General features: G+C 72.5%; 20 protein-coding genes and 1 tRNA gene. 14 read left to right on the plus strand and 7 right to left on the minus strand.

From position 1 onward, the window contains the following. The first annotated feature begins 15 nt into the window (after nucleotides 1-15). The 6 genes from IE244_RS24630 (at nucleotide 16) to IE244_RS24655 (ending at nucleotide 10,348) form a co-directional block, all read left to right on the plus strand. Nucleotides 16-213, plus strand: coding sequence for a hypothetical protein (locus tag IE244_RS24630; RefSeq protein ID WP_191875736.1), 198 nt, complete (start codon nucleotides 16-18; stop codon nucleotides 211-213). A gap of 267 nt (nucleotides 214-480) precedes the next feature. After that, nucleotides 481-3,312, plus strand: coding sequence for a type I DNA topoisomerase (gene topA, locus IE244_RS24635; RefSeq protein ID WP_191875737.1), 2,832 nt, complete (start codon nucleotides 481-483; stop codon nucleotides 3,310-3,312). 121 nt (nucleotides 3,313-3,433) lie between these two features. Continuing rightward, complete coding sequence (tmk, locus tag IE244_RS24640) at nucleotides 3,434-6,799, plus strand: dTMP kinase (protein ID WP_191875738.1); 3,366 nt, start codon at nucleotides 3,434-3,436, stop codon at nucleotides 6,797-6,799. A 206-nt stretch (nucleotides 6,800-7,005) separates the two neighbouring features. Next, nucleotides 7,006-8,211, plus strand: a complete 1,206-nt coding sequence (locus IE244_RS24645; protein ID WP_191875739.1) for a DNA polymerase III subunit delta' — start codon at nucleotides 7,006-7,008, stop codon at nucleotides 8,209-8,211. 347 nt (nucleotides 8,212-8,558) lie between these two features. After that, nucleotides 8,559-10,163 (plus strand): alpha/beta hydrolase, encoded by a 1,605-nt coding sequence (locus IE244_RS24650; RefSeq protein ID WP_191875740.1) that lies wholly within the window; start codon nucleotides 8,559-8,561, stop codon nucleotides 10,161-10,163. Nucleotides 10,164-10,271: 108 nt separating this feature from the next. Next, a tRNA-Thr gene (locus IE244_RS24655) sits at nucleotides 10,272-10,348 on the plus strand. A 95-nt stretch (nucleotides 10,349-10,443) separates the two neighbouring features. Here IE244_RS24655 and IE244_RS24660 read toward each other — a convergent pair. Continuing rightward, a complete protein-coding gene (locus tag IE244_RS24660) occupies nucleotides 10,444-10,905 on the minus strand; it encodes a hypothetical protein (RefSeq protein ID WP_191875834.1) in 462 nt (153 codons plus the stop codon). A gap of 362 nt (nucleotides 10,906-11,267) precedes the next feature. Beyond that, a complete protein-coding gene (locus IE244_RS24665) occupies nucleotides 11,268-11,648 on the minus strand; it encodes an STAS domain-containing protein (RefSeq protein WP_191875741.1) in 381 nt (126 codons plus the stop codon). A gap of 361 nt (nucleotides 11,649-12,009) precedes the next feature. Between IE244_RS24665 and IE244_RS24670 the strand changes: the two genes are divergently transcribed. Together IE244_RS24670 and IE244_RS24675 are read left to right on the plus strand one after the other, a co-directional pair. Continuing rightward, complete coding sequence (locus IE244_RS24670; protein WP_191875742.1) at nucleotides 12,010-12,903, plus strand: glycosyltransferase family 2 protein; 894 nt, start codon at nucleotides 12,010-12,012, stop codon at nucleotides 12,901-12,903. A gap of 469 nt (nucleotides 12,904-13,372) precedes the next feature. Further along, nucleotides 13,373-16,648, plus strand: coding sequence for an AfsR/SARP family transcriptional regulator (locus IE244_RS24675; RefSeq protein ID WP_191875743.1), 3,276 nt, complete (start codon nucleotides 13,373-13,375; stop codon nucleotides 16,646-16,648). Between the two features lie 79 nt (nucleotides 16,649-16,727). On the opposite strand, the gene IE244_RS24680 is transcribed toward IE244_RS24675, so the two are convergent. Further along, nucleotides 16,728-18,428: a bifunctional 3'-5' exonuclease/DNA polymerase gene (locus IE244_RS24680; protein ID WP_191875744.1), complete on the minus strand. Its 1,701-nt coding sequence runs from the start codon at nucleotides 18,426-18,428 to the stop codon at nucleotides 16,728-16,730. Nucleotides 18,429-18,476: 48 nt separating this feature from the next. Continuing rightward, nucleotides 18,477-19,226, minus strand: coding sequence for a Clp protease N-terminal domain-containing protein (locus tag IE244_RS24685; RefSeq protein ID WP_191875745.1), 750 nt, complete (start codon nucleotides 19,224-19,226; stop codon nucleotides 18,477-18,479). 163 nt (nucleotides 19,227-19,389) lie between these two features. On the opposite strand from IE244_RS24685, the gene IE244_RS24690 reads away from it, so the two are divergent. Next, nucleotides 19,390-20,499, plus strand: coding sequence for a DUF2786 domain-containing protein (locus IE244_RS24690; RefSeq protein WP_191875746.1), 1,110 nt, complete (start codon nucleotides 19,390-19,392; stop codon nucleotides 20,497-20,499). Nucleotides 20,500-20,533: 34 nt separating this feature from the next. Here IE244_RS24690 and IE244_RS24695 read toward each other — a convergent pair whose 3' ends face one another. Next, a complete protein-coding gene (locus tag IE244_RS24695; protein ID WP_191875747.1) occupies nucleotides 20,534-21,049 on the minus strand; it encodes a DUF4232 domain-containing protein in 516 nt (171 codons plus the stop codon). A gap of 112 nt (nucleotides 21,050-21,161) precedes the next feature. Beyond that, a complete protein-coding gene (locus IE244_RS24700; RefSeq protein WP_229854316.1) occupies nucleotides 21,162-21,647 on the minus strand; it encodes a hypothetical protein in 486 nt (161 codons plus the stop codon). A gap of 275 nt (nucleotides 21,648-21,922) precedes the next feature. Between IE244_RS24700 and IE244_RS24705 the strand changes: the two genes are divergently transcribed. The 4 genes from IE244_RS24705 (at nucleotide 21,923) to IE244_RS24720 (ending at nucleotide 23,538) form a co-directional block, all read left to right on the plus strand. Then, a complete protein-coding gene (locus IE244_RS24705; protein ID WP_191875748.1) occupies nucleotides 21,923-22,297 on the plus strand; it encodes a VOC family protein in 375 nt (124 codons plus the stop codon). Between the two features lie 7 nt (nucleotides 22,298-22,304). Further along, nucleotides 22,305-22,652 carry an ArsR/SmtB family transcription factor gene (locus IE244_RS24710; protein WP_191875749.1) on the plus strand — a complete coding sequence of 116 codons (348 nt, stop codon included), beginning with the start codon at nucleotides 22,305-22,307 and terminating at the stop codon, nucleotides 22,650-22,652. Continuing rightward, nucleotides 22,649-23,122 (plus strand): SRPBCC family protein, encoded by a 474-nt coding sequence (locus tag IE244_RS24715; protein WP_191875750.1) that lies wholly within the window; start codon nucleotides 22,649-22,651, stop codon nucleotides 23,120-23,122. The genes IE244_RS24710 and IE244_RS24715 overlap by 4 nt, the downstream gene beginning before the upstream one ends. Before the next feature lie 146 nt (nucleotides 23,123-23,268). After that, entirely contained in the window at nucleotides 23,269-23,538 is a 270-nt protein-coding gene (locus IE244_RS24720; protein WP_191875751.1) for a DUF397 domain-containing protein, read from the plus strand. A gap of 113 nt (nucleotides 23,539-23,651) precedes the next feature. Here IE244_RS24720 and IE244_RS24725 read toward each other — a convergent pair whose 3' ends face one another. Next, a complete protein-coding gene (locus tag IE244_RS24725; protein WP_031165011.1) occupies nucleotides 23,652-24,122 on the minus strand; it encodes an ATP-binding protein in 471 nt (156 codons plus the stop codon). Between the two features lie 352 nt (nucleotides 24,123-24,474). On the opposite strand from IE244_RS24725, the gene IE244_RS24730 reads away from it, so the two are divergent. Beyond that, nucleotides 24,475-25,311 (plus strand): Sco1979 family transcriptional regulator, encoded by an 837-nt coding sequence (locus IE244_RS24730; RefSeq protein ID WP_506005172.1) that lies wholly within the window; start codon nucleotides 24,475-24,477, stop codon nucleotides 25,309-25,311. Nucleotides 25,312-25,314 lie beyond the last annotated feature (3 nt).

Here is a 25,314-nt window from a genome sequence, read left to right on the forward strand (position 1 = left end):
AGAGGTGGGCGGGGGATGGAGAGCGGGCCGGCGATCTTCACGGGCATGGTGTTCGCCCTGTTCGGAGGTGCTCTTCTGGCCTGGACCGGCACCCGCCTCAGGCGCCGCGAGCCGGTGGCCCAGGGTGTGAACCAGGTCGCATCGGCCGCCCTGGCGAGCGTGGCCGGGACGGTCGCGCTGGCCCTCGGTGTGTACTGCCTGACCCGCCTCTGACGTCGGCGGGTGTGCGGCGGCGAGCGCCCCGCGAGAGTAAGGGGAGCATCACGCTCCGGACATGCCTCGGATGGGTACCCGGGACTCCGGGCGGCAGGAATGCCGGTAGTCGGGTTACCGTTCGAGTGGCCGTTGTGGGCTTTTCCCGTTTGACACGGGGGCGGGATGTACCGTCACACTCCGCAGCACCACACGAGCACCAAGCACGCCGCCCCCCGGGACCAAGGCCCGGGTAGGCCCCAGCGTCGACCGGAGAGAAGAGCGAAGTTGTCCCCGACCAGCGAGACCGCACAGGGCGGCCGCCGACTCGTCATCGTCGAGTCGCCTGCCAAGGCGAAGACGATCAAGGGCTACCTCGGCCCCGGCTACGTCGTCGAAGCGAGCGTCGGGCACATCCGCGACCTCCCCAACGGCGCCGCGGAGGTGCCCGAGAAGTACACCGGCGAGGTCCGTCGCCTCGGTGTGGACGTGGACCATGACTTCCAGCCGATCTATGTGATCAACGCTGACAAGAAGGCACAGGTCAAGAAGCTCAAGGACCTGCTGAAGGACTCCGACGAGCTGTTCCTCGCCACCGATGAGGACCGGGAGGGCGAGGCGATCGCCTGGCACCTCCAGGAGGTCCTCAAGCCGAAGATCCCCGTCAAACGGATGGTCTTCCACGAGATCACCAAGGACGCGATCCGCGAGGCCGTCGCCAACCCGCGCCAGCTCAACCAGAAGCTGGTCGACGCCCAGGAGACCCGCCGCATCCTCGACCGCCTCTACGGCTACGAGGTCTCGCCGGTCCTGTGGAAGAAGGTCATGCCCCGGCTGTCGGCCGGCCGCGTCCAGTCCGTCGCGACCCGGCTCGTCGTCGAGCGGGAACGCGAGCGCATCGCGTTCCGTTCCGCTGAGTACTGGGACCTGACGGGCACCTTCGCGACCGGCCGCGCGGGGGACACGTCGGACCCGTCGTCGCTGGTCGCCCGGCTGCAGACCGTCGACGGCAGGCGGGTCGCGCAGGGCCGCGACTTCGACTCCCTGGGACAGCTCAAGAGCGCGAACACCCTCCACCTCGACGAGGCGAACGCCCGCGCCCTCGCCGCCGCCCTGGAGAACACCCGCTTCTCCGTGCGCTCCGTCGAGTCCAAGCCGTACCGCCGCTCGCCGTACGCCCCGTTCCGTACGACGACGCTGCAGCAGGAGGCCAGCCGCAAGCTCGGCTTCGGCGCGAAGGCGACCATGCAGATCGCCCAGAAGCTGTACGAGAACGGCTACATCACGTACATGCGTACGGACTCCACGACGCTGAGCGACACCGCGATCACCGCGGCCCGTGCCCAGGTCACGCAGCTGTACGGCGCCGACTACCTGCCCCCGCAGCCGCGCACGTACGCCGGGAAGGTCAAGAACGCGCAGGAGGCGCACGAGGCGATCCGCCCCTCGGGTGATCGTTTCCGCACGCCCGCCGAGACCGGCCTGACCGGTGACCAGTTCAAACTCTACGAACTGATCTGGAAGCGGACCGTCGCCTCCCAGATGAAGGACGCGACCGGCAACAGCGTGACCGTGAAGATCGGCGGCGCCGCCGCCGACGGCCGGGACGTCGAATTCAGCGCGTCCGGCAAGACGATCACCTTCCACGGCTTCCTGAAGGCCTATGTCGAGGGCGCCGACGACCCGAACGCCGAGCTCGACGACCGCGAGCGCCGGCTGCCTCAGGTCGACGAGGGCGACGCCCTCAGCGCCGAGGAGATCACGGTCGACGGGCACGCCACCAAGCCCCCGGCCCGCTACACCGAGGCGTCCCTGGTCAAGGAGCTGGAAGAGCGCGAGATCGGCCGCCCGTCGACGTACGCGTCGATCATCGGCACGATCCTCGACCGCGGCTACGTCTTCAAGAAGGGCACGGCCCTCGTCCCGTCCTTCCTCTCCTTCGCCGTCGTCAACCTCCTGGAGAAGCACTTCGGGCGGCTCGTCGACTACGACTTCACCGCCAGGATGGAGGACGACCTCGACCGCATCGCGGCCGGTCAGGCCCAGGCGGTGCCGTGGCTGCGGCGCTTCTACTTCGGCGAGGGCACGGCCACCGGCGGCGCGGCCGAGGCCGGCAACGGCGACGGGGACCACCTCGGCGGCCTCAAGGAGCTGGTGACCGACCTGGGCGCGATCGACGCGCGCGAAGTGTCGTCGTTCCCGGTCGGCAACGACATCGTGCTGCGCGTCGGCCGATACGGCCCGTACATCGAGCGCGGCGAGAAGGACACCGAGCAGCACCAGCGCGCCGACATCCCGGACGACCTGGCGCCGGACGAGCTGAGCGTCGAGCTGGCCGAGGAGCTGCTGGCCAAGCCCAGCGGCGACTTCGAGCTGGGCGCCGACCCGGAGACGGGTCACCAGATCGTCGCCAAGGACGGCCGCTACGGCCCGTACGTCACGGAGATCCTTCCCGAGGGCACCCCGAAGAGCGGCAAGAACGCGGTCAAGCCGCGCACGGCCTCCCTCTTCAAATCCATGTCCCTCGACACGGTGACCCTTGAGGACGCGCTGAAGCTGATGTCGCTGCCGCGGGTCGTCGGCACCGACGCCGACGGCCAGGAGATCACCGCGCAGAACGGCCGCTACGGCCCGTACCTGAAGAAGGGCACGGACTCCCGGTCGCTGCAGTCCGAGGACCAGCTCTTCACCATCACGCTGGAGGAGGCGCAGGCGATCTACGCCCAGCCCAAGCAGCGTGGCCGCGCGGCCGCCAAGCCGCCGCTGAAGGAGCTGGGCGAGGACCCGGTCTCCGCCAAGCCGGTCGTGGTCAAGGACGGCCGCTTCGGTCCGTACGTCACCGACGGCGAGACCAACGCGACCCTCCGCTCGGGTGACAGCGTGGAGACGATCACCCCGGAGCGCGGCTTCGAACTGCTTGCCGAGAAGCGCGCCAAGGGCCCCGCGAAGAAGACCGCCAAGAAGGCTCCGGCCAAGAAGACGGCCCCGGCGAAGAAGACCGCCGCCAAGAAGACGGCGGCGAAGAAGACGACCGCGGCCGCGAAGAAGACCACGGCGAAGAAGACGACCGCCAAGAAGGCGACGGCTTCGAAGACGACGGCTTCCGGCGCGGAGGACTGACCCGCCCGCAGGGTCCCTCCGGCTTCGCCATGCAAACGCCCCGGCATCACTTTGGTGTCGGGGCGTGTGCATGCCAGGGCGGGCGAGGTGTGGTGTCGGTGGCTGCGGATAGGCTGAACGCATGACGCGAGCCGAGCAGCCAACGGCCCCCACCCCCGCCCCGGACGACGCCCTGGTCGCGGACTCCCGCGAGCGCGCCGTCCGTTCCCTGCTGCGCCGACCGCAGCTGAGGCGCCTGTGGAGCGCTCAGCTGGTGAGCGGTGTCGGCGACAGCCTGGCACTCTTCGTCCTGGTCGTCCTCGCCCTGCAGGCGGCGATCGTCGAGGGCGCGTTCGGCGGTGGATACCGGGGTGTGGCGTTCGCAGTGGCGACGGTCTTCGCGGCCCGTGTCCTCGCCGCGCTGCTGTTCGGCGCGGTCCTCCTCGGCCCGCTGACCACGCTCACCGCCCAGGAGGGCCCGCTCGACCGCCGCTGGACCATGGTCGGCGCCGACGGCGTGCGCGCCGCCCTGCTGATCGTCGCGCCCCTGTGGATCGACTGGACACCGGACGACGCACTGGCCGTCGTGCTGGTCACCGCCTTCGTCACCGGCGTCGCCGAGCGGCTGTGGACGGTGTGCCGGGAGAGCGCGGCCCCGGCCCTGCTGCCCGCCCCGCCCCCGGAGGGCGCCACCGTGCGGCCGCTGCCGGACCACATGGACGCCCTGCGCCGCCTCTCGCTGCGCACCAGCTTCCTGGCCGTGCCGCTGGCCGCCGCCGCGCTGGTCGTCGCCGCCCTGTTCAACAACCTGCTGGGCACCGGCGTGGCCTGGTTCGACCAGCACCACGCGGCCCTCGGGGCGTATGTGGCGGCCGGTCTGTTCGCCGCCTCGCTGTCCGTGCTGACCTTCCTGGAGCTGCCCGACACGCGCACCCCGCGCGCGCGGTCCCCGCTGGAGGGCCTGCGCCGCCCGCGCACCGGCACCGGCGTCGACAAGGGCCGCACGGGCGCGATCCCGCTGCTCGTCCCCGCCTGCGCCGCGGTCGCAGGAGCCATCGCGGCGGCCGTGTCGGTGTGCGTGCTGCACGCCACCGACCTGGGCGGCGGCCCGGTCCTGTACGGCCTGCTGGTGCTGGGCCTGACCGGCGGCGTCGCCGTCGGCATCCGCACGGCGCCCGCGCTGCTGCCCTCACTCTCGCGCCGCCGGCTGCTCGCCCTCGCGATCGCCTTCACCGGTATCGCCCTGCTGGCCGCCGGGCTGGTCCCGGACGTCACCACGGTGCTGCTGATCGTCACCCTCGCCGGCGTCACCGCGGGCGTGGCCGCCAACACCGGGCACGCCCTGCTCGACCAGGAGACAGAGGACTACCGCCGGGCGCGCGTCACCGAGCACCTGCACGCGGTCGTCCGGGTCTTCATAGCGCTCGGCGCGCTGATCGCGCCCGTGGTCGCCGGGCTCATCGGCCGGCACCGGATGGAGGACGGCAGGTTCGTCTTCGCGCACGGCGGCGCCTCCTTCACGCTGATGCTGGTCGGCGCCCTGCTGCTGCCGGTCGCGGCGCTGGTGCTCGCCAAGGTCGACGACCGCTCCGGCATCCCGCTGCGCCAGGACCTCAAGGACGCGCTGCTCGGCGGCGACGACCCGGTCGAGACGTCGGCGGCGAACGGCTTCTTCATCGCCCTGGAGGGCGGCGACGGCGCCGGCAAGTCCACCCAGGCCGAGGCGCTCGCCGAGTGGATCCGCGCCAAGGGTCACGAGGTCGTGCTCACCCGCGAGCCCGGCGCCACGCCCGTGGGCAAGCGGCTGCGCTCGATCCTGCTGGACGTGTCCTCGGCGGGCCTGTCGCACCGCGCCGAGGCGCTGTTGTACGCCGCCGACCGCGCCGAACACGTCGACACGGTCGTACGCCCCGCCCTGGAGCGCGGCGCGGTCGTCATCAGCGACCGCTACATCGACTCCTCCGTCGCCTACCAGGGTGCCGGCCGCGACCTGTCCCCGACCGAGATCGCCCGCATCAACCGCTGGGCGACCAACGGCCTCGTCCCGCACCTGACCGTCCTGCTGGACGTCTCGCCCGAGGCCGCCCGCGAGCGGTTCACCGAGGCGCCGGACCGGCTGGAGTCGGAGCCGGCGGAGTTCCACGCGCGCGTACGGGCCGGTTTCCTCACGCTGGCCGCCTCCGACCCCGGCCGCTACCTGGTCGTGGACGCCGCCCAGGAGCCCGAGGCCGTGACCACCGTGATCCGGCACCGGCTCGACACCGTGCTGCCGCTGTCCGAGGCCGAGATCAAGGCCCAGGAGGAGGCGCGGAAGAAGGCCGAGGAGGAGGCCCGTCGCAAGGCCGAGGAAGAGGCCGCGCGCAAGGCCGAGGAGGAGCGCCTGGAGCGCGAGCGCCAGGAGGAGCTGGCCCGGCTGCGCGCCGAGGAGGAGGAGCGCAAGCGCCGCGAGCTGGAGGAGGCGCAGCGCCGCGAGGCCGAACGGCAGGCGGAGGAGGCCCGGCAGCGGGCCGAGGAAGCGGCCCGGCGTGCGGAGGAGGAGCGGCAGCGGCTGCTCGCCGAGGAGAAGGCCCGCGCCGAGCAGGAGGCCCGTCGCAGGGCCGAGGAGGAGCGGCGCCGCCGGCAGGCCGAGGAGGAGGCCCGGCTGCGCGCCGAGGAGGACGCCCGGCGGCTGGAGAAGCAGCGCAAGGCCGAGGAGGCACTGCTGCGCGCCGAGGAGGCGCGTCGGCAGGCGGCCGAGGCCGCGGCGGCGGCCGACACGGCGGCCCGCAGGTCCAGCACTCCCCTGCCCGCCGCGCCGGGCGTGGCCTCCGACGCGGTGACGGTCCCCACGCCGGTGGTGTCGCCGGGCAGGCGCGGCGCCGAGGAGACGGTCCCCACGCCGGTGGTCTCTCCGGGACCGGGTGAGCCGGGCACACGCGGGGCGGGCACGGAGGAGACGACGGTCCTGCGTCCCGTGCGTGACGAACGGGACGAGAGCGGCCGGTCGGACGAGCGACGGGAGACGGCCGGGGCGGCCGGGCCCGGCTCCGAGGCCGAGGTCACGACCGAGCTGCCGCAACCGCCCGCGGTTCCGGGTGCGGCGGACGAGACGGCTGTGCTGCCGCCGGTCTCGGGTGCGGCGGACGAGACGGCTGTGCTGCCGCCGGTTCCGGGTGCGGCGGACGAGACGGCCGTACTGCCGCCGGTTCCGGGTGCGGCGGACGAGACGGCCGTACTGCCGCCCGTGCGGGATGACGCGCCGGCGGACCGGGTGCCGCCCGGCTTCTTCCGGGACGAGCGGACCGCCGCGGGCCCCGACGGCGCCGAGGGCCGGACGCGTGAGATGCCCCAGATCGACGCCGACGGCACCCCGCGCCGCCGGCCGCGACCGGACTGGGCCGAGGAGACCCCGCTGGACGACCTGCCGTCGCTGGCGGACGAGCTGCTGGGCTCGTACGACGAGCTGGGGCACAGCGGTCCCGGTGAGGATCAGGACCGCAGGGGCCGCGGCCGGGGCGGCCGCGGCTGACGGCCGGCCCGCGCGGACACGGCTCAGCGCACGGGCCCAGGGCGGCACCGACCGGAACAGCGGTCGGTGCCGCTCTTTCTCTGCGCCGCGGTCACGGTCACCGAACGCGTCGCAGGCGTCACCGACGGCCCACGCGCAGCGTTGTCAGTGCCCACCCGCACAATGGATTGCGGAAGGCGCAGTGTGACGGAAGGGCGGCGTGACCCATGACCGTGTGGGACGACCTCGTCGGGCAGGAGAAGGTGAGCGCGGTGCTCGACGCGGCCGCGCGGGACGCCGACGCCCTCGTCACCGCGGCCGCGGCAGACAAGCCGCTGCCCGAGGCGTCGAAGATGACGCACGCCTGGCTGTTCACGGGCCCGCCCGGGGCCGGCCGGAACCAGGCGGCGAGGGCCTTCGCCGCGGCCCTGCAGTGTGTGAGCCCCGACCGCGCCCTGGGCGGTTCCCCCGGCTGCGGCTTCTGCGACGGCTGCCACACTGCGCTGCTCGGCACGCACGCGGACGTCACCTCGGTGGCCGCCGTGGGCTCCGAGATCCTCGTGAAGGACATGCGGGACACGGTCCGCAAGTCGTTCACCGCCCCGGCGAACGGCCGCTGGCAGATCATCCTGGTCGAGGACGCCGAGCGGCTGAACGAGAAATCGGCCAACGCCGTCCTCAAGGCGGTCGAGGAGCCCGCCCCGCGCACGGTCTGGCTGCTGTGCGCTCCCTCCGTCGAGGACGTCCTGCCGACGATCCGCTCGCGCTGCCGCCACCTGACCCTGCGCACGCCGTCCGTGGACGCGGTCGCCGACATGCTCGTACGCCGTGACGGCATCGAGCCCGGCGTCGCGGCGGCCGCTGCCCGCGCCACCCAGGGACACGTCGACCGGGCCCGGCGCCTCGCCACCGACCCGGCGGCCCGCGAGCGCCGTGCGGCCGTGCTCAAGCTGCCGTTGCGCCTCGACGAGGTCGGCGCGTGCCTCAGAGCCGCCCAGGAACTGGTCGACGCCGCCGCCGAGGACGCCAAGCAGCTCGCCGAGGAGATGGACGGCAAGGAGGCCGAGGAGCTGAAGGCGGCGCTGGGCGCCGTCCAGGGCGGCCGGCTGCCGCGTGGCACGGCGGGCGTCATGAAGGACCTTGAGGACATGCAGAAGCGCCGCAGAACCCGTACGCAGCGCGACAGCCTCGACGTCGCCCTCGGTGACCTCACCGCCTTCTACCGGGACGTCCTCGCCCTCCAGCTCGGCTCCCGCGTGGCGATCGCCAACGCCGACACCGAGGACGCCCTGGAGCGGCTGGCACGCGGCAGCACCCCCGAGTCCACGCTCCGCCGCATCGAGTCGATCGCCGCGTGCCGCGAGGCCCTGGACCGCAACGTGGCGCCGCTGCTCGCGGTGGAGGCGATGACGATGGCACTGCGGGCGGGCTGACCACCGCAGGTCGCGGTGGCCCGCCTCACGGACTCGCTCTTCAGCGGGCCGACGCCCCCGGGGGACGAGGCCCCCTGGCACCGCTGCACCCGGAGACACGCATGTCCCCCTGGTCCCTGGAGTTCTCCCTGAGCTCGTCCCCGAAGTTCTCCCGGAACTCCTCCCTGAGCTCGTCCCCGCGGTCCTCCCGGAACTCCTCGCCGAGCTCGTCCCCCGGTTCCTCCCCCCATTCCTCCTCGGGTCCCCGCGTGCCCCCGGTTCGCCCGTCCCAGGTGTGTATGTCCCCCGTACGAGCCATAATCCCCGCCCACCGCACTCGAACCGTCGCACAGCGTTACGCTCGGCTGATGCACCTCAGGCCATCCCCCCGCCGGCCCCGGGGCCCCCGCACCCGGACGACGGCCCGCCTCACGGCCACCGTTCTCGCGGCCGTCGCCCTGCTCGTGTCCGCCTGCTCCTCCGGGAGCTCGACCACATCGGCCGGTGGTACGACGGACGCGGCGCTGGCCGCGCTGCCGCGTGCGACACCGTCGGCGCTGTCGTCGTACTACAGCCAGACGCTGCACTGGCGAAGCTGCGGTGTCGCCGGTTTCCAGTGCGCGACGATGAAGGCCCCACTGGACTACGCCAAGCCCGGTGCCGGAGACGTCCGGCTCGCCGTCGCCCGCAAGAAGGCCACCGGCAAGGGCAAGCCGCTCGGTTCGCTGCTGGTCAACCCGGGCGGTCCGGGCGGCTCCGCGGTGGGCTACCTGCAGAGTTACGCGGGCGTCGGCTACCCGGCCGACGTCCGCGCGCGCTACGACATGGTCGCGGTGGACCCGCGTGGCGTCGCCCGCAGCGAGCCCGTCGAGTGCCTCGACGGCCGCCAGATGGACGCGTACACGCAGACGGATCTGACGCCCGACGACCAGAAGGAGCGGAACGCGCTGGTCACGGCGGACAAGAAGTTCGCGGAGAGCTGCGGGGCCCGCTCGGCGCGGCTGCTGCGGCACGTCTCCACCGTCGAGGCGGCGCGGGACATGGACATCCTGCGGGCGGTACTGGGTGATCCGAAACTGAACTATGTGGGTGCGTCGTACGGCACGTTCCTCGGGGCGACGTACGCCGGGCTGTTCCCCGACCGGGTCGGCCGGGTGGTCCTGGACGGTGCGATGGACCCCTCCCTGGACGCCCGGAGGCTGAACCTGGACCAGACGGCCGGCTTCGAGACGGCGTTCCAGGCGTTCGCGAAGGACTGCGTACGGCACACCGACTGCCCGCTCGGCGGCAAGGGTACGACGCCCGCGCAGGTCGGCGACCACCTCAGGGCGTTCTTCCGCAAGCTCGACGCGCACCCCATCCCGGCGCGTGACGCGGACGGCCGCAAGCTCGGCGAGGCACTGGCCACGACCGGGGTGATCGCGGCGATGTACGACCAGGGCACATGGGGGCAGCTGCGCGAGGTGCTGGCCTCCGCGATGCGGGAGAACGACGGGTCGGGCCTGCTCGCGCTCTCCGACAGTTACTTCGAACGCGACGCGGACGGCCGCTACAGCAACCTGATGATGGCCAACGCCGCGGTGAACTGCCTGGACCTGCCGCCCGCCTTCACCGGCCCCGACGAGGTGGAGAAGGCGCTGCCCACCTTCGAGAAGGCGTCCCCGGTCTTCGGTGCCGGCCTGGCCTGGGCGTCGCTGAACTGCGCCTACTGGCCGGTGAGGGCCATGGGCGGGCCGCACCGCATCAAGGCCCAGGGCGCGGCGCCGATCGTGGTCGTCGGCACCACGCGCGACCCGGCGACCCCCTACCGCTGGGCGCAGTCCCTGTCCCGCCAGCTCTCCTCGGCCCGCCTCCTGACCTACGTCGGCGACGGCCACACCGCCTACGGCCGCGGCAGCACCTGCATCGACACGGCGATCAACACCTACCTGCTCCACGGCACCCCGCCGACCGCGGGAAAGCGCTGCTCATAGCGCTCGTACCAGCCCCGGAGCCCCCTGCTCCGGGGCTGGTACGAAGCACCCTCGGAAACTGTGTAGACTTACCGACGTCGCTGATCGCACCATGGGTGCGAGTGACATGCCGCTTTAGCTCAGATGGCCAGAGCAACGCACTCGTAATGCGTAGGTCTCGGGTTCGAATCCCGAAAGCGGCTCCACTGGAACCCCAGCTCAGATTTCTCTGAGCTGGGGTTTTTAGTTCAGTGGATGCGACGGCGGCACAGGGAGCTCGGAGCTCCGGCCCTTCGCACTCTCAGCGGTCTTTGGTCATCGAGACCGTGAAGCTGACCTTCTTGCCGGACGTGTAGTCAATGTGATCAAACGCGGACAGGTTGCTCGCACTCTTCAGAGTCAGCTGCAGCACCTCGTCCGCGTTGCTCCAGTTGTAGGAGAAGAACCGGAAGTTCCTGTCCGGGGTGTCTTGCAGCTTCTTCGAGCGCGAATCCCAGCTGCAGTCACGAGTCGAGTCGTTCCGGCAGGTGGACCAGGCCCTTGCGTAGAGGCCGCAGTCCTCTCCGGACCACACGTCGATACGACTCAGCCTGTCATCGGATGAACGCCACGTTCCTGCAAACTTACTTGCGAGGCACAGGGCGGATGCGTGTTTCGCCGAGGTGAGTGTCAGCGTGACCGAGAGGGAGAGGGCCAAAGCGCCCACCGCGAACAGAGCGATGATCCGGCGTAGCGGACTGCGGACGGAAGAGACGTGTGTCATCGTGAACCTCCGGCGGTGGGGGCAGTGCAGGGCATCCCGTGGTCACATGGCGCGCTCAGCCGCTCTTGCCCGGCGCCTGGATACCGATCCCGGCAATCGCTTCGACCGGCGGTCCCGTGCACCCAGCCCCGTCGGATTCCCTGATGGTCTCGACGACGGATTCGGCCGGTACTGATGCCGTTCGCCCCCTACCCCTTCCAGACCAGCACTCCCGGGTCCTGATCGCAAGTCGGGACGTCCCCGGGGAAAGGCAGGTCAGGTAGCCAACTCCCTTTGGAGGAGGTTCACTTCGCCGGTCGAGAGCCGAAGTCGAGCCGAGCGGCGCCCCGGTGTTCCGCGCTGCTGCCGCGCCCATGCACCACTCAGGCGGGGTCGACCGTGAGCGCGTCGTTCAGGGTGTCGTGCACCTGGAGGTTGTGGGTCGGCCTGGTGATGCGCAGGATTGTGCGCACCCGCCCCTGGGGGACCACCAGGCGCACCGTGCCCCCGCGCCGGGCGGCCGTGTGGTGAACGCCGATGAGGGCGCTCAGGCCGTGCGCGTCGCAGAAGGTGACGGCGCCGAGGTCGATGATCACTCGGGGGCGCCCGCCGTGGTCGGCCAGGAGATCTCCCAGGCGCGCGCGCAGCCCCGGTACGGTCAGGAGGTCGATCTCGCCGGCCAGGCTGGCGACCGTCCAGCCGCCATGGCGGCCCAGGGACACCCTCAGCTTCGTATGTTCTTCCCGCCGGTCGTCGCTGTCCATGGCGCACCTCCGGTTCGCGCCTGCACGGGCAGCCTGCACCGCCGGGCAGGGCGTCGACAGGGGCGACAGGTCCCGGGTGGGGTGCCGTCCGGCTCTCACGACGAGGCCGGTCGGCCCTGCCCGCCCCGTGCGGCCGCGGACGCCCCGGGCTGCGGCTGTCGTCAGCCGCTCCGGGCGAGGGGCTGGGGTTCGCGGAGCGTGCGGATGAATTGCGGACGAATTGCGGATGAATAGGGAGCAAGAGGGCCACAAAGTGAATCAGGGTCCGGTGAACCCGCGGACCTGAGGCAACATCTTGGTGAACGGTGGGCACCGCGCGGTCAGGGCGCGGTGCCGCCGTCGGCCGGATGGGGTGAGGGACGTGGCGGAGCTGAGGATCGCCGTCGCCGTGGTGACCATGGGCAACCGGCCCGCCGAGGTCGACGCCCTGCTGGAGTCCGTGGCCAAGCAGGATCTCGCCCCCGCCCGCATCGTCGTCGTCGGCAACGGCTGCCGGCTGCCCGAGTTCGCCCGCCGGCTCTCCCTGCCCGGCGAGGTCACCGCCGTCGACGTGGAGGAGAACCTCGGCTGCCCGGGCGGCCGGAACGTCGCACTCGCCCGGCTGCGGGAGTGCGGCGACGTCGACGTCGTCGTGGAACTGGACGACGACGGCCTGCTCGTCGATGCCGATGTGCTGCGGCGCGTACGGGACCTGTACGCCGCCGACCCGCGCCTCGGGATCGTCGGTTTCCGTATCGCCGACGAGCACGGCGAGACCCAGCAGCGGCATGTGCCCCGCGTCGGCAAGTCCGATCCGCTGCGCGGGGGTTACGTCACCGGTTTCCTCGGTGGGGGACACGCCTTCCGTATGGCGATGCTGGCCGAGACCGGGGACTGGCCCGCCCGGTTCTTCTTCGCGCACGAGGAGACCGACCTCGCCTGGCGCGCCGCCGACGCCGGCTGGAAGATCCTGTACGCCCCCGAGCTGCTGCTCCAGCACCCCAAGACCTCCCCGGCCCGGCACGCCATCTACTACCGCGTCAACGCCCGCAACCGCGTCTGGCTGGTCCGCCGCCGGCTGCCGCTGCCGCTGATCCCCGTGCACCTCGGGGTGTGGACGCTGCTCACCCTCGCCCGCACCCGCTCCCTCGCGGGGCTGAAGGCATGGTTCGGGGGGTTCGTGGAGGGGATGCGGGAGCCGTCCGGTGAGCGTCGGCCCATGCGCTGGCGGACGGTGTGGCGGCTGACCCGGCTGGGGCGTCCGCCGGTGATCTGAGGGGCGGGGGCCTGGTCCGGTGGTCCGGGCGTCGGCGCCGTGCCGGGAGGCGTGGCGCTCGGCCGGTGGGCCGTGGGGAAAGGAACGGGACGGGGCCCCGGGCGTTCACCTCCGCCGACCGGGGCCCCTTGCGTCCCCGGATCCAGCCTGCGGCGACACTCCCCCGAGTTACGCGACATACGCGCGCGCCGTCGGGCCAGATCCGATGGAGATGATCACATCAGGATTCGCCAACGGATCGCTAACATGTGGCCAACGGTTCGTCGGCAGGTTGCGGCTCCGTTGGCTGGAACTTGCCGACGGTTTCTGGAACAGGCCCACGAACTGGCCGATCCGGGGCCGGGCCGGCAGGCGCAAGGTGGCGAGAATCCCCCTGGGCAGGGCGGATTTCCGCCAAGGGACGGCGGGCGCACGCTCGTCGCGGAGCATGGTCGGCCCCGACCGCGCGGGAAGGCAGTGGAGCGGCGTGATGCGGCGGTGCGGGCTGCGGTTCGGACTGCTGGGGCCACCGGTCCTGTACGACCGACCGCCGTTCGGAATCTCGACCGAGTCCCCCGGTGTCTTTCCCGACGGGCCCACCACCGACCGCCCCGACGGCGCGGACGGCGCCGACAACCGCCTGCGTGCCATCGGCAGCCCCAAGGTGCGTGTGCTGCTCGCCGCACTGCTGCTGGAGCCGGGCCGGGTCGTGTCGGTGGAGTCGCTGAAGGACGCCCTGTGGGGCGGGGCGCCGCCCGTCTCCGCGCAGGCGTCCCTGCACAACCACGTCACCCGGCTGCGCCGGCTCCTGGACGACCCCGACCGGCTCAGGACCGTCCCGCCGGGCTACGTACTACGCGTCGATCACGGCGAGTTGGACGTGCACGTCTTCGACGCCCGGGTCGCCGAGGCGCGGGCCGCGCATGCCCGGCGGGACTGGCCGGGTGTCGTACGGGCGTGTACGGCCGGGCTCGCGCTCTGGCGCGGCACCCCGCTCAGCGGGCTCCCCGCCGACCTCGGCGGTTACGCCCTGGTGCAGCGCCTGGAGGAGGCGCGGCTGCTCCTGCTGCAGTGGCGCTACGAGGCCGAACTCGACCTGGGCGGCGTGCGCCTGGCCGAGATCATTCCCGAACTGGCGGCGCTGGTCGCCGAGTACCCGCTGCGCGAGGCCTACCACCGTCAGCTCATGCTCGCCCTGCACCGCACCGGCCGTCAGGCCGAGGCCCTCGCCGTGCACCGGGACCTGCGCGCCCGCCTGGTCGAGGAGCTCGGCATCGAACCCGGCCCGGCGGTCCGCGCGGCACATGTCGAGGTGCTGCGGGGGAGCGGCGAGGAGCGGCGGCGGGCGGGAAAGGAGCGCGACTCCCGCAGACCGGGCGTGGCGGCCGTCGCCCGTCGACAGCCGGCCACCGGCCACCGCTCGGACGCCGCCGAGGAGCAGGATGCGGCGGCGGCCCCGCACGAGGGCGGTGCGCCGGACGCGCGGCAGACCCCACGGCCGGCGCAGCTTCCGCCCCCGCCCGCCCAGTTCACCGGCCGCGACGATGCCCGCCGCGCACTGCGGCACGCGCTCACCGAGCCGCCCGCTCCCGCTCCCGCCATCGCCGTCATCAGCGGTATGGCGGGCGTCGGCAAGAGCGCGCTCGCCCTGGACGTCGCGCATGGCCTGCGGGAGCGATTCCCCGATGGCCAGCTGTACGTCAACCTGCACGGCGCCACCCCCGGCATGACCCCGCTCACCTCGGCCCAGGCACTCGCCGCGCTGCTCCGGGACCTGGGCGCCGAGCCCCGCAGCATCCCCGAACACCCGGACGCCGCGGCCGCCTTGCTCCGCTCGCTGCTCGCCCCGGCCCGCGTCCTGCTGGTGCTGGACGACGCGGCGAGCGCGGCCCAGGTACGGCCGCTGCTGCCGGCCGGGCCGGGCTGCGCGGTGATCGTCACCAGCCGCTCGCCGCTGACCGCGCTCGACGGCGCCCGGCGCTTCCCGCTCGCCCCGCTGACCGGTGAGGACAGCGCGGCGCTGCTTCGCGCGGTGAGCGGGCGCGAGGGGCTGGACGCCGGGCACCCCCTGGTCGAGCTGACCGGCCGGCTCCCGCTGGCGCTGCGCGTCGTCGCCGCCCGGCTCGCCGCGCGTCGCGCCCTCACCCCGGACGTGCTGGCGGGTCAGCTCGCCGCGACGGGCGGGCGGTTGCGGAATCTGGAGTACGACGACCTGAGCGTCCGGCGTTCCCTGGCCGTCGCCCACGACGCCCTCGCCGCCGCCGAGCGCGAGGCGGACCGGGACGCCGCCCTCGCGCTGCGCCGCATCGGCGCGCTCGATCTGCCGACCTACGGCGCCCCACTGATCGCCCGCCTCTCCGGCACCGACGAGCGTCGCGCCGAGGCCGCCCTCGACCGCCTGGTCGACGTCGCCCTGCTGGAGGAGACCGCCTTCGGCCGCTACGTCCCGCACGACCTGGTCCGTGACTTCGCCCGCGAACTGGCGGACACGGGCAAGGGGGCGGGGAAGGCCACCGGTACGCGGGCACCCGGTACCCCGCCCGGCACCGAGTCGGGCCGCGACGGCCACGACCCGCGCCGGGAGCGCGACGGCCTGGCCGATGCCGCCGCCGTATCCGGCTCCCGACCGGCCCCCGCCCCCGACCTGACCGCCCTGCGCTGGTACGCCGCCGTCGCCGAGCGGCTGCTGGAGGCGATCGCGGAGCCGGGGCTCGACCAGGACGACCGGCGCCGGCCGACCTCCGCGCAGCCGCCGGAACACACGGCGGACGTGGCCGGGCTGGTGTCCTTCGAATCCGCCGAGCAGGCCTTCGCCTGGGGCGAGGTGGAGCTGGAGAACGTCGTCACCCTGGTGGCACGGAACGCGGACACGCCGGATGCGGCCCGGGCCGCCCATCTCTCGGCGCTGGCACGGCTGCTCTTCCCGTACGTCCAGCGCAGTGGGCGGGTCGCCGAGATGGAGGTGCTGGGGCGGGCCGCGCTCGGGGCGGCGCGGCGGCTCGGGGACGCGGCGGCCGAGGCGTATGCGCTGGGCGACCTGGCGGGTCTGCACTTCCTGACCGGCCGGCAGAAGGACGCCCTCGCCCTCACCGACCGGTCCCTGGAGATCTGGCGGCGGCTCGGCGTGGCCTCCCGGATCCGGCGCTGCCTGAACAACCGCGGGCTGCTGCTGGAAGGACTCGGGCGGTTCGCGGAGTCCGGGGAGGCGCTGAAGCAGAGCCTCGCGTACTCGCGGCAGTTGAACGACCCCCACGGGGAGGCCATCACCCACAGCCACCTCGGCAACCTCTACGAGCACACCGACCCGCGCGCCGCCATCGAGCAGCACCGGCGCTCGCTGGCGATCGGGGACGCGATCGGCGCGGTCATCGTGCAGCACTCGGCGCACTGCAACATCGGCTACGCCCATCTCACCCTGGGCGAACCGGGGGCCGCGGCCGGGCACTTCGAGGAGAGCCTGCGTATCCTCGGCGGCCACGGCGACTGGCACGGCGAGTCCCAGACCCGGCTCGGCCTGGTCCGCGCACTGCGGCAGCTGGGGGAGACCGAGCGGGCGGCCCACGAGTGCGCCGAGCTGCTCAGCCGGGCCGACGCCCGCAGCGACCGCTACATGGGCGGCCTGGCCCGGCACCAGCAGGGACTGCTGCTGCGCGCGCAGGGGAGACGTCCGGAGGCGCACGGAGCCTGGCACGCGGCACTCGCGGCGCTGGACGGCACGGACGAGCAGACGGTCGTGACGGAGCTGCGGGAGCTTCTCGCCCAGTGACCGACGAGCGCGGGAACAACGCCTCCGGGGCGCGCCCGGGTCGCCCTCGCGCCGTGACCGACGTGCGCTGCCGCAGCGCTCACTTGGCGTCGGCATAGCACTCCACCACCGCCGTCGTGAACGGGAACCGCACCGGTGTCTCGCCGAAGGTCAGCCGTCCGGCGAGGGCGGCGGAGGTCCGGATGGCCTGGACGACCGTGTCGGCCTCCTCGGCGGGGCAGTGCACGATCACCTCGTCGTGCTGGAAGAAGACCAGCTCGGCCTTGAGGTGCGCGCAGGCCTGGCGGAGCGCGGCGAGCATCAGCAGGGCCCAGTCGGCGGCGCTGCCCTGGACGACGAAGTTCCGCGCGAAACGGCCCCGCGCGCGGGAGTTGGTGGAGGCGTAGCCCGGAACCCAGGCGGTGGGGCCGTCGGCCTGCGTGTCGGTGTCGTCCTCGCCGACGGGGATGCCCGCCTCCTCCGCGGTGTCCTCGCCGGACCCGGCGGCCGGTGGGCAGGTGCGGCCCAGCCAGGTGCGCACCAGCCGGCCCTCCTCGCCCGCGCGGGCCGCCTCGTCGACGTAGGCGACGGCCTTCGGGAAGCGGCGGCGGAGCGCGGCCAGGTTCTTCAGGCCGTCGCCCGAGGTCTGGCCGTAGACCGCGCTGAGCACGGCGAGCTTGGCCTGGTCGCGGTCGCCGGAGAAGGCGCGGTCGGAGACGGACTGGTAGAGGTCGCTGTCGCGGCCGGCCACCTCCATCAGGCCCGGGTCCCGGGAGATCGCGGCGAGCACACGCGGCTCCATCTGGTCGGCGTCGGCCACCACCAGCCGCCAGCCGGGGTCGGCGACCACGGCCCGGCGGATCACCTTGGGGATCTGCAGTCCGCCCCCGCCGTTGGTCACCCAGCGCCCGGTGACCGTGCCACCGGCGAGGAACTCGGGGCGGAAACGGCCCTCGCGCACCCAGTCCTGCAGCCAGGACCAGCCGTGCGCCACCCAGATGCGGTACAGCTTCTTGTACTCCAGCAGGGGTTCGACGGCCGGGTGGTCGACGGACCGGATCTCCCAGCGGCGGGTCGAGCGCACCTTGATCCCGGCCTGCGCGAACGCCTTGACGACGTCCGCGGGCAGGTCGGGGCGCACCCGCCGTCCGAAGGCGGCGGACACCTCGTCGGCCAGCTCGGCGAGGCGGCGCGGTTCGCCGCCGCCCGCGTACCGCTCGCCCAGCAGGTCGTGCAGCAGGCCGCGGTGGACCTCGGTGCTCCACGGCAGGCCCGCGTGGTTCATCTCGGCGGCCACCAGCATTCCGGCCGACTCGGCGGCCGTCAGCAGCCGCATCCGGTCGGGGTGGGCGGTCCGCTCATGGCGCCGGAGCTGCTCGGCGTAGACCGCGAGGAGGTCGGGCAGGGGCAGGTGGGTGCCGGTGGGCTCGAACAGCGGGGACTGGGCGCCCGGTGCGGCCGAGCGCTGGGGCGGGTCGGGCGGCACGGGGCCGCCCCGGAGGCGGGCCAGGGCGGCGGCGGCCGAGCGCGGCTCGCCGTACCGGCCCTCGTGGCCCAGCAGGAGTGTCTCGGCGTCCTCGATGTCGTAGCACCGCTCTGCTCGCACCCCCGTGGCGAGCAGACGCGGGTAGACCTCGGGGGTGGACCGCCACACCCAGCGCGTCACCTCCGGGCGGCTCCGCACCGCCCCGGCGAGATCGCTCTCCCGCCGCACCGGCCCGGCGGGTAGCCCGTCCGGGCCGAGGGGGGCGACGTCCACGCCTCCGTCCTCGGCCGGTGCGAGCGCCCACCGGTCGGTCATGGATGCGAGTGTGGCAGGCGGTACTGACAATGGCCTTGACCTGCGATGTCAGTCCTCGGCGCGGTCCTGCGTGGGTTCCTGGCGCTTGTCCTGCAGCAGCGCCAGCACCTCGCCGACGTACTCCTCCGTCGCCGCCTTGGTGATCCCGAGGCCGCTGAGGACGCCCTGGCCGTTCTCGTGTTCCAGCAGGGCCAGCAGGATGTGCTCGGTGCCGATGTAGTTGTGGCCGAGCCGGAGGGCCTCGCGGAAGGTGAGCTCCAGGGCCTTCTTGGCGGCGGGGCCGTAAGGGATGAGGTCGGGTACCTCGTCCGCGGGGGGCGGGAGCGCGGCGGTCGCGGCCTGGCGTACGACGTCCAGGAGGACGCCCTGCTCGGTGATCGCCTTCGCGCCCAGGCCCTCCGGCTCGGCCAGCAGGCCGAGGACCAGGTGCTCGGGGCGGCCCTCGGGGTTGCGGGCGGCCAGAGCCTCGTTGTGCGAGGCCATGACCACGTTCCGGGCGCGCGGGGTGTAGCGGCTGAAGTCGGCTGCTTCGAGGCCGGCGGACTCCTTCGGCACGAACCGCTTCTGCGCCGCCTGCCGGGTCACGCCCATGCTCCTGCCGATCTCGGTCCAGGACGCGCCCGAGCGCCGGGCCTGGTCGACGAAGTGGCCGATCAGATGGTCGGCCACCTCGTCGAGGTGATCGGCGGCGATCACCGCGTCCTGGAGCTGTTCGAGCGGCTCGGAGTGGGCCTTCTTGATGGCCTCGATGAGGTCGTCGAGGCGTACGGATGCCGTGATGTTCGGGTTGGTCGCCATGTGTCAACCGTAGGTTGCGCCCTCCGGGCTGTCAACCGTCAGTTGACAGTCCGGTTTCCCTGGACGGGGACACGCGTTGTAGGAGCGCACAGGGAATCCCGTCGTCCACAGCCTGTGGACAACATCCGGCCCGCTGTCGGTGGGGCGTGGCACGATCGACGGTGTGACCAGCACTGCCAGCAGCGTCGAGCGCGCCTTCCGGGCCGCCCTCTACGACGACACCGACACCGGCCTCGACACCGGCGCCTCCCTCCTCGCCGCCGACCCCGCCGCGGACGCCGAACTGGCGCGGCGGGGCGAGGAGTTCGTCGCGACGGCCTGGCGGCGCGGCTGGCAGCCCGCCGACGTCGTACGACTGGTGCGCCGCGAGCTGGACGACGCACATGTGCGCCGGGTCGCCGCGCTGATCCGTGCCCAGGCCGGGCAGGACCGTCCGCGCGGGCGGCGCTGGGCCGTCCAGCTGACGGAGCTGCCCGAGGACCCCGCCCGCGAGTCCGACCGCTTCGCACAGGCCACGACCGCTCTGGAGCTGTACCGCCTGTTGCTGCGCCTGCCCGCCCTGGAGCCCCTGCAGGAGGAGGCCCGCCGCGCCCCCGGCCCGGCCGCCTCCCGCATGCTCACCCGCATCCGCGCCCTGCTCGCCAAGGCCGAGGCCACCGGGTATCCGGAGGAGGCGGAGGCGCTCAGCGCCAAGGCACAGGAGCTGATGGCGAGACACAGCGTCGACGAGGCGCTGCTCGCCGCCGAGGCGCCCGCGCCGGACGCGCCCGGCGCCTGCCGGATCGGTGTCGAACCGCCGTACGAACAGGCCAAGGCGGTCCTGCTCGACGCCGTGGCCGGCGCGAACCACTGCCGCGCGGTGTGGAACGAACCGTTCGGCTTCTCCACCGTCGTCGGCTTCGAGGCGGACCTGGAGGTGGTCGAGTTGCTCTACACCTCACTGCTGGTTCAGGCCACGCATGCGATGACCAAGGCGGAGGCCGCGCAGAGAGCCGGCGGACGCAAGCGGACCAAGACCTTCCGGCAGTCGTTCCTGGCCGCCTACGCCCACCGCGTCGGTGACCGGCTCGCGGCCGCCGCCGAGACCCAGGTCACCCAGGACCTGCTGCCGGTGCTCGCCACCAGGGAGGTGGCGGTCACCGACCGACTGGAGCGCATGTTCCCCGAGACGACCACGACCCGGCTGCGCGGCGTGAGCGACGCCGCCGGGTGGACGGAGGGCGCGCGAGCGGCGGACCGGGCCCAGGTCAGAGCTCGCCCCCGGCTGGAGTGACGCCTGACCCCGGCGACGTCGGTGGGTGTGACGCTCAGTCGCCGACCTGCTGGAAGGCGCTCACGGAGGCGTCCGGGCCGCTGCCGCCGGCCTGGGCCGCGACGGGGCCGTAGGACCAGGGGAAGCTCCGGGCGGTGGGGGAGCCCGGCAGGGTGATCGTCACGGTCTTCGCGTCCATGCCGGACTTGCCGCCCGCCTCGCCGCGCACATAGCTGATGGTGAAGGACGCCGAGTCGCCCTTGGCGAGCTTGAGCTTCTGGGCCTTCGCGCCCTTGAGCGCCGGCACGTCGGCCTTGGCGCTGCCGGAGTTCAGCACCACGCCCGGGAAGTGGTCCAGGGTGCACGGCTTGCTCTGGTTGGTGATGCTGACGGGAATCTCGCCCGTGTCACCGGCCTTCGGCGCGACGCTCGCCGACCCGATCTGCACGGAGACCCCGCCGATCACGCAGGCCGAGCTGTTCTTGCCCTCGCTCTTGGTTCCGCCGCCGCCGCAGGCGGTGAGCAGCAGGGCGGCGGCGAGGGCCGAGACGGTGAGCGGAATGGCGCGCATGAGCAGGTCCCATCGAGGTCGTGACGGTGCCCCTGCATCATGGCGCCTGTGCGCCGCCCTCGCGCGCGCACCCCTGCGGAATCATCACTTCAGGTGGCACGGCCCGTCGACGTCACTGTTTCACCCGGGTAGGCGCTGCCGACGGCAGCTTGCCGCCGTCCGCCTTGGTGTACGTCTCCCGGCCGGTGCCACCCGACCAGTTCACCGTCAGGCCCTTGCCGTCCACCGAGTCGACCATGCCGGTGGCCCGGCTCTTGTCGCCGTCGGGGCAGGTCAGATGGATCATCTGCATCCCCGCCTCCTCGCCCGCGGCTCCCTGGCACCACGCCTTGCGGCCGGTCACGAACAGCCCGGCCTTCTTCCCGGTGATCACCAGGGCGACGATCTTGCCGCCGCTCGTGGCGATCCAGCTGCCCTGGAGCTTGCCGGCGGCCCCGGTCACGGCGCCGGAGCCCGCGGTGGATGCGGTCGCGCTCGGGGACGCCGAGGAGGCGCTCCTCCCGCCCCCGCCCCCGCTGCACGCGGTCAACACGGCGACCGCGCCCGCCAGCCCCGCGGCCACGGCCGCGGTCCGCAGCCTGGCGGCCGAACGCCTCACGGTCGAACGCCCTGCGGCAGTCGCGCTCCTTGCAGTCGCAGAAGTCACCGGAAAGCTCCCAAGCTGTAGCGGCCGGCCGCCCTCGGCCGGGGCGGCCCGCAGCAAGCTACCAGCAGTCACCAAGAGGACCTCCGGACGCCGGGCAGGAATCCGTTGTGAGCCTGCTCGCGCCCACGCGTGGCGCTCGCGTCCCGCGCCGGCACCGCCCCGAACAGCTATAGGTAGGAAAGTCCCTACGGTTGACGCGTAGGGGATCGCCTACCTATTCTCCGGGCATGACCATCACGCACGCCTCCTTCGTCACGCTCCCCGTCTCCGACCAGGACCGCGCCCTGCGCTTCTACCGGGACGTCCTCGGCTTCACGGTCACCGCCGACCGGGACACGCCCCAGGGCCGCTGGCTCCAGGTGGCCCCCGAGGGGGCGCAGACGGTCTTCACGCTCTCCGGACCCGGCATGGGCGGTTTCGCACCCGGCTCCGCACGGGGGATCATGTTGGTCACGACCGACGTCGACGCGGACTGTGCCCGGCTCGCCGAGTCCGGGATCCCCGTACAGGGGCCGGACGGCCTCCCCTGGGGGCGCATGGCCTCCTTCACGGACCCCGACGGCAACGGCCTGATGCTGCTGACGGAGAAGGAAGGCTTCTGACCGCTCCATGAACGGGACGGGTACCGCCGCCGAGGACCGCGTCTTCGCCGCGCTCGCCAACGCCACCCGCCGCGAGGTGCTGCGGTTGCTGCGCGAGTGCGGACCGCAGCCCGTCCAGGCCCTGGCCGACCACTTCGACATGCGCCGCCCGAGCCTCTCGGAACACCTCAGGGTGCTCCGGGAGGCCGGCCTCGTCTCCGAACAGCGCTCCGGACGCCAGCGCATCTACCGCCTTGAGGCGGCCCCGCTCGCCGAGGTGCAGGACTGGCTCCACCCGTACGAGCGGTTCTGGCGCGAGCGGTTGCGGGGCCTCGGCGATCTGCTCGACCGCATGCCCGACGATGACCCCTCATGAGCACCGCACCTGGCAGTGATGCGGACGACCTGACCACGATCCGCGTCGACCAGTTCTTCGCGCACCCGCCGGCCAAGGTGTGGCGCGCCCTGACCGACCCCGGACTGCTCGCCCGCTGGCAGATGCCCGGCGCCGAGGACTTCCGGCTGGAGGTCGGCCACCGGTACCGGATGACCTCCGTCCCGCGTCCCCACTCCCGTTTCTCCGGCGTCGTGGAGGTGCGGGTCCTGGCCTACGACATCGAGCGGATGCTGTCCGTCCGCTGGACCGACGCCGATCCGGCCAATCCCGCGGACTGGACCATCACCTGGACCCTGGAACAGGAAGGCCGCGGTACGCGTCTCTTCCTAGTGCACGAGGGATTCGATCCGGACGACCCGGCTCAGCTCATGGCGCGGAAGATCATGGACGGGGGATGGCGTGGGCATGTCCTGCCCGCACTGGGGCAGGCACTGGAGCAGCTTCGGTAAAGCGGACGTCAAACCTGTAACCATGGGGGTACCGCGCGTGCACGTGCATTTGCTCATGCATCTGCACATGAACAAGGTTATGATCCGGGTCAGTTGACTACAGCATCTATGGCCACACCAGCCAGTGCACCACCGGGGAGCGACCTGTGGACCGCGACGTTGACGGCGTGTACGGGGGGTACGACGTGTACAACGGCATGGCTGCCGCGCAACTGGGCGGCGTGGCCTGGCAGAAGAGCAGGCACAGCAACTCGCAGGGCTCCTGCGTGGAGTTCGCGCGACTGCCGGGCGGCGAGGTCGCCGTACGCAACTCGCGCTTCCCCGACGGCCCTGCGCTCGTCTACACGCGCGCGGAGATCGAGGCCATGCTCCTCGGCATCAAGGACGGCGAGTTCGACCATCTGATCACGAGCTGACGCCCTGGCTCCCTGCCAGGGGCGCGGGACTCCGGTGGCAACGATGTCGGCCGTGCGGGAGGATCCGGCGCGACGCGCGTAGACATCGGGCGCCCGTCGGCCTTGCGCGCGCGTCAGCCCGCCGGCCGGAGCCGGAACAGCGCCCAGACGACCTTGCCGTGCAGGGTTCCCGCGAGCGGGTGCCAGCCCCAGCTGTCGGAGAAGGAGTCGACCAGGAACAGTCCGCGTCCGGACTCGGCGGAGAAGTCGTCCGAGTCGCGCGGGACCGGCGTCTGGTGGCTCGGGTCGCGCACCGCGCACACCAGTCGCTCGCTCCAGCGCATCAGATGCAGCCGTACGGAGGCGCGGTCGGGGCATCCCGCCGCGTCCGGCAGTGCGTGGCGCAGCGCGTTGGTGACGAGTTCGGAGACGACGAGACATATGTCGTCGAAGCGGTCGCCGACGTCCCACTGGTCGAGGGTGCCCCGGGTGAAGCGCCGGGCTTCGCGCACCGCTTCGAGCCGGGCGGGGAGGGCGCAGGAGGCGGCATCGGACACGGCTGCGGGATCCAGCGGTGGAAGGCCCTGCCGTAACGGCTTGAGCATGGTCGATCCATTCGTCCCCATGCGAGGCACTCCCGAGAGTTCGCGGTCGTTGCGATGCAGCGGTGGCGCGGCACCATGGTTTCGGATGCGCACAGCAGATGCAAGGGCAGATGCACGTGCACGCGACCGAAATGGCACTTCCCGTACCGCTTCTTGGCCATTTTTTCCGCCATCTTGCCGACGGTTGGCGTCAGTGGTCCTGACCTCTTCCCGAAACAGGCGGGCAGAAACGGGCCGCCTCTTTCCGTTTCCGTAACCGGACGAGTACTGCTCGAAGTGTTTTAGTGGCAGACTGCGGGCCCTGAAGACGGTTGGGGAGGCGGCGAACGTGAGCGCGGGAGAGCCCGGATCGGTGGTGCGGCGGATGCTGCTCGGCTCGCAACTCAGGCGACTGCGTGAAGCTCGGGGGATCACGCGCGAGGCGGCGGGGTACTCCATCCGAGCCTCCGAGTCGAAGATCAGCCGGATGGAGCTGGGCCGGGTGAGCTTCAAGACCAGGGACGTGGAGGACCTGCTGACGCTGTACGGCATCACGGACGAGACGGAGCGCGAGTCACTGCTCTCCCTCGCCCGCGAGGCCAACGTGGCCGGCTGGTGGCACAGTTACACCGACGTCCTGCCCAGCTGGTTCCCCACCTACGTGGGCCTGGAGGGCGCCGCGTCCCTCATCCGCGTCTACGAGGTGCAGTTCGTCCACGGCCTGCTGCAGACCCAGGAGTACGCCCGCGCGGTGGTCCGGCGCGGTATGAAGGGCGCGAGCGCCGCCGACGTGGAGCGGCGGGTCGCGCTGCGCCTGGAACGGCAGAAGTGCCTGCTCTCCGACAACGCCCCCGAGTTCCACATCGTCCTCGACGAGGCCGCCCTGCGCCGCCCCTACGGCGACCGCGAGGTCATGCGCGGCCAGCTGCAGCACCTCATCGAGATCTCCGAGCGGCCCAACGTACGGCTGCAGGTCATGCCGTTCAGCTTCGGCGGGCACTCCGGCGAGAGCGGTGCCTTCACCATCCTCAGCTTCCCCGACGCCGACCTGTCCGACGTCGTCTACCTGGAGCAGCTGTCCAGCGCCCTCTACCTGGACAAGCGCGAGGACGTCGCCCAGTACGAGCAGGCGCTCAAGGAGTTGCAGCAGGACAGCCCGGGCCCCGACGAGAGCCGGGACCTGCTGCGAGGACTTCTGCAACTGTCCTGAGGA

The organism is Streptomyces filipinensis, assembly GCF_014649495.1.
GTDB lineage: Bacteria > Actinomycetota > Actinomycetes > Streptomycetales > Streptomycetaceae > Streptomyces > Streptomyces filipinensis.

Excerpts from the sequence above, each read along its gene's own strand:
- IE244_RS24630 (WP_191875736.1), top strand. The coding sequence starts at position 16 with ATGGAGAGCGGGCCGGCGATCTTCACGGGCATGGTGTTCGCCCTGTTC.
- tmk (WP_191875738.1), top strand. The coding sequence starts at position 3,434 with ATGACGCGAGCCGAGCAGCCAACGGCCCCCACCCCCGCCCCGGACGAC.
- IE244_RS24645 (WP_191875739.1), top strand. The coding sequence starts at position 7,006 with ATGACCGTGTGGGACGACCTCGTCGGGCAGGAGAAGGTGAGCGCGGTG.
- IE244_RS24650 (WP_191875740.1), top strand. The coding sequence starts at position 8,559 with ATGCACCTCAGGCCATCCCCCCGCCGGCCCCGGGGCCCCCGCACCCGG.
- IE244_RS24660 (WP_191875834.1), bottom strand. The coding sequence starts at position 10,905 with ATGACACACGTCTCTTCCGTCCGCAGTCCGCTACGCCGGATCATCGCT.
- IE244_RS24665 (WP_191875741.1), bottom strand. The coding sequence starts at position 11,648 with ATGGACAGCGACGACCGGCGGGAAGAACATACGAAGCTGAGGGTGTCC.
- IE244_RS24675 (WP_191875743.1), top strand. The coding sequence starts at position 13,373 with ATGCGGCGGTGCGGGCTGCGGTTCGGACTGCTGGGGCCACCGGTCCTG.
- IE244_RS24680 (WP_191875744.1), bottom strand. The coding sequence starts at position 18,428 with ATGACCGACCGGTGGGCGCTCGCACCGGCCGAGGACGGAGGCGTGGAC.
- IE244_RS24685 (WP_191875745.1), bottom strand. The coding sequence starts at position 19,226 with ATGGCGACCAACCCGAACATCACGGCATCCGTACGCCTCGACGACCTC.
- IE244_RS24695 (WP_191875747.1), bottom strand. The coding sequence starts at position 21,049 with ATGCGCGCCATTCCGCTCACCGTCTCGGCCCTCGCCGCCGCCCTGCTG.
- IE244_RS24705 (WP_191875748.1), top strand. The coding sequence starts at position 21,923 with ATGACCATCACGCACGCCTCCTTCGTCACGCTCCCCGTCTCCGACCAG.
- IE244_RS24710 (WP_191875749.1), top strand. The coding sequence starts at position 22,305 with ATGAACGGGACGGGTACCGCCGCCGAGGACCGCGTCTTCGCCGCGCTC.
- IE244_RS24715 (WP_191875750.1), top strand. The coding sequence starts at position 22,649 with ATGAGCACCGCACCTGGCAGTGATGCGGACGACCTGACCACGATCCGC.
- IE244_RS24725 (WP_031165011.1), bottom strand. The coding sequence starts at position 24,122 with ATGCTCAAGCCGTTACGGCAGGGCCTTCCACCGCTGGATCCCGCAGCC.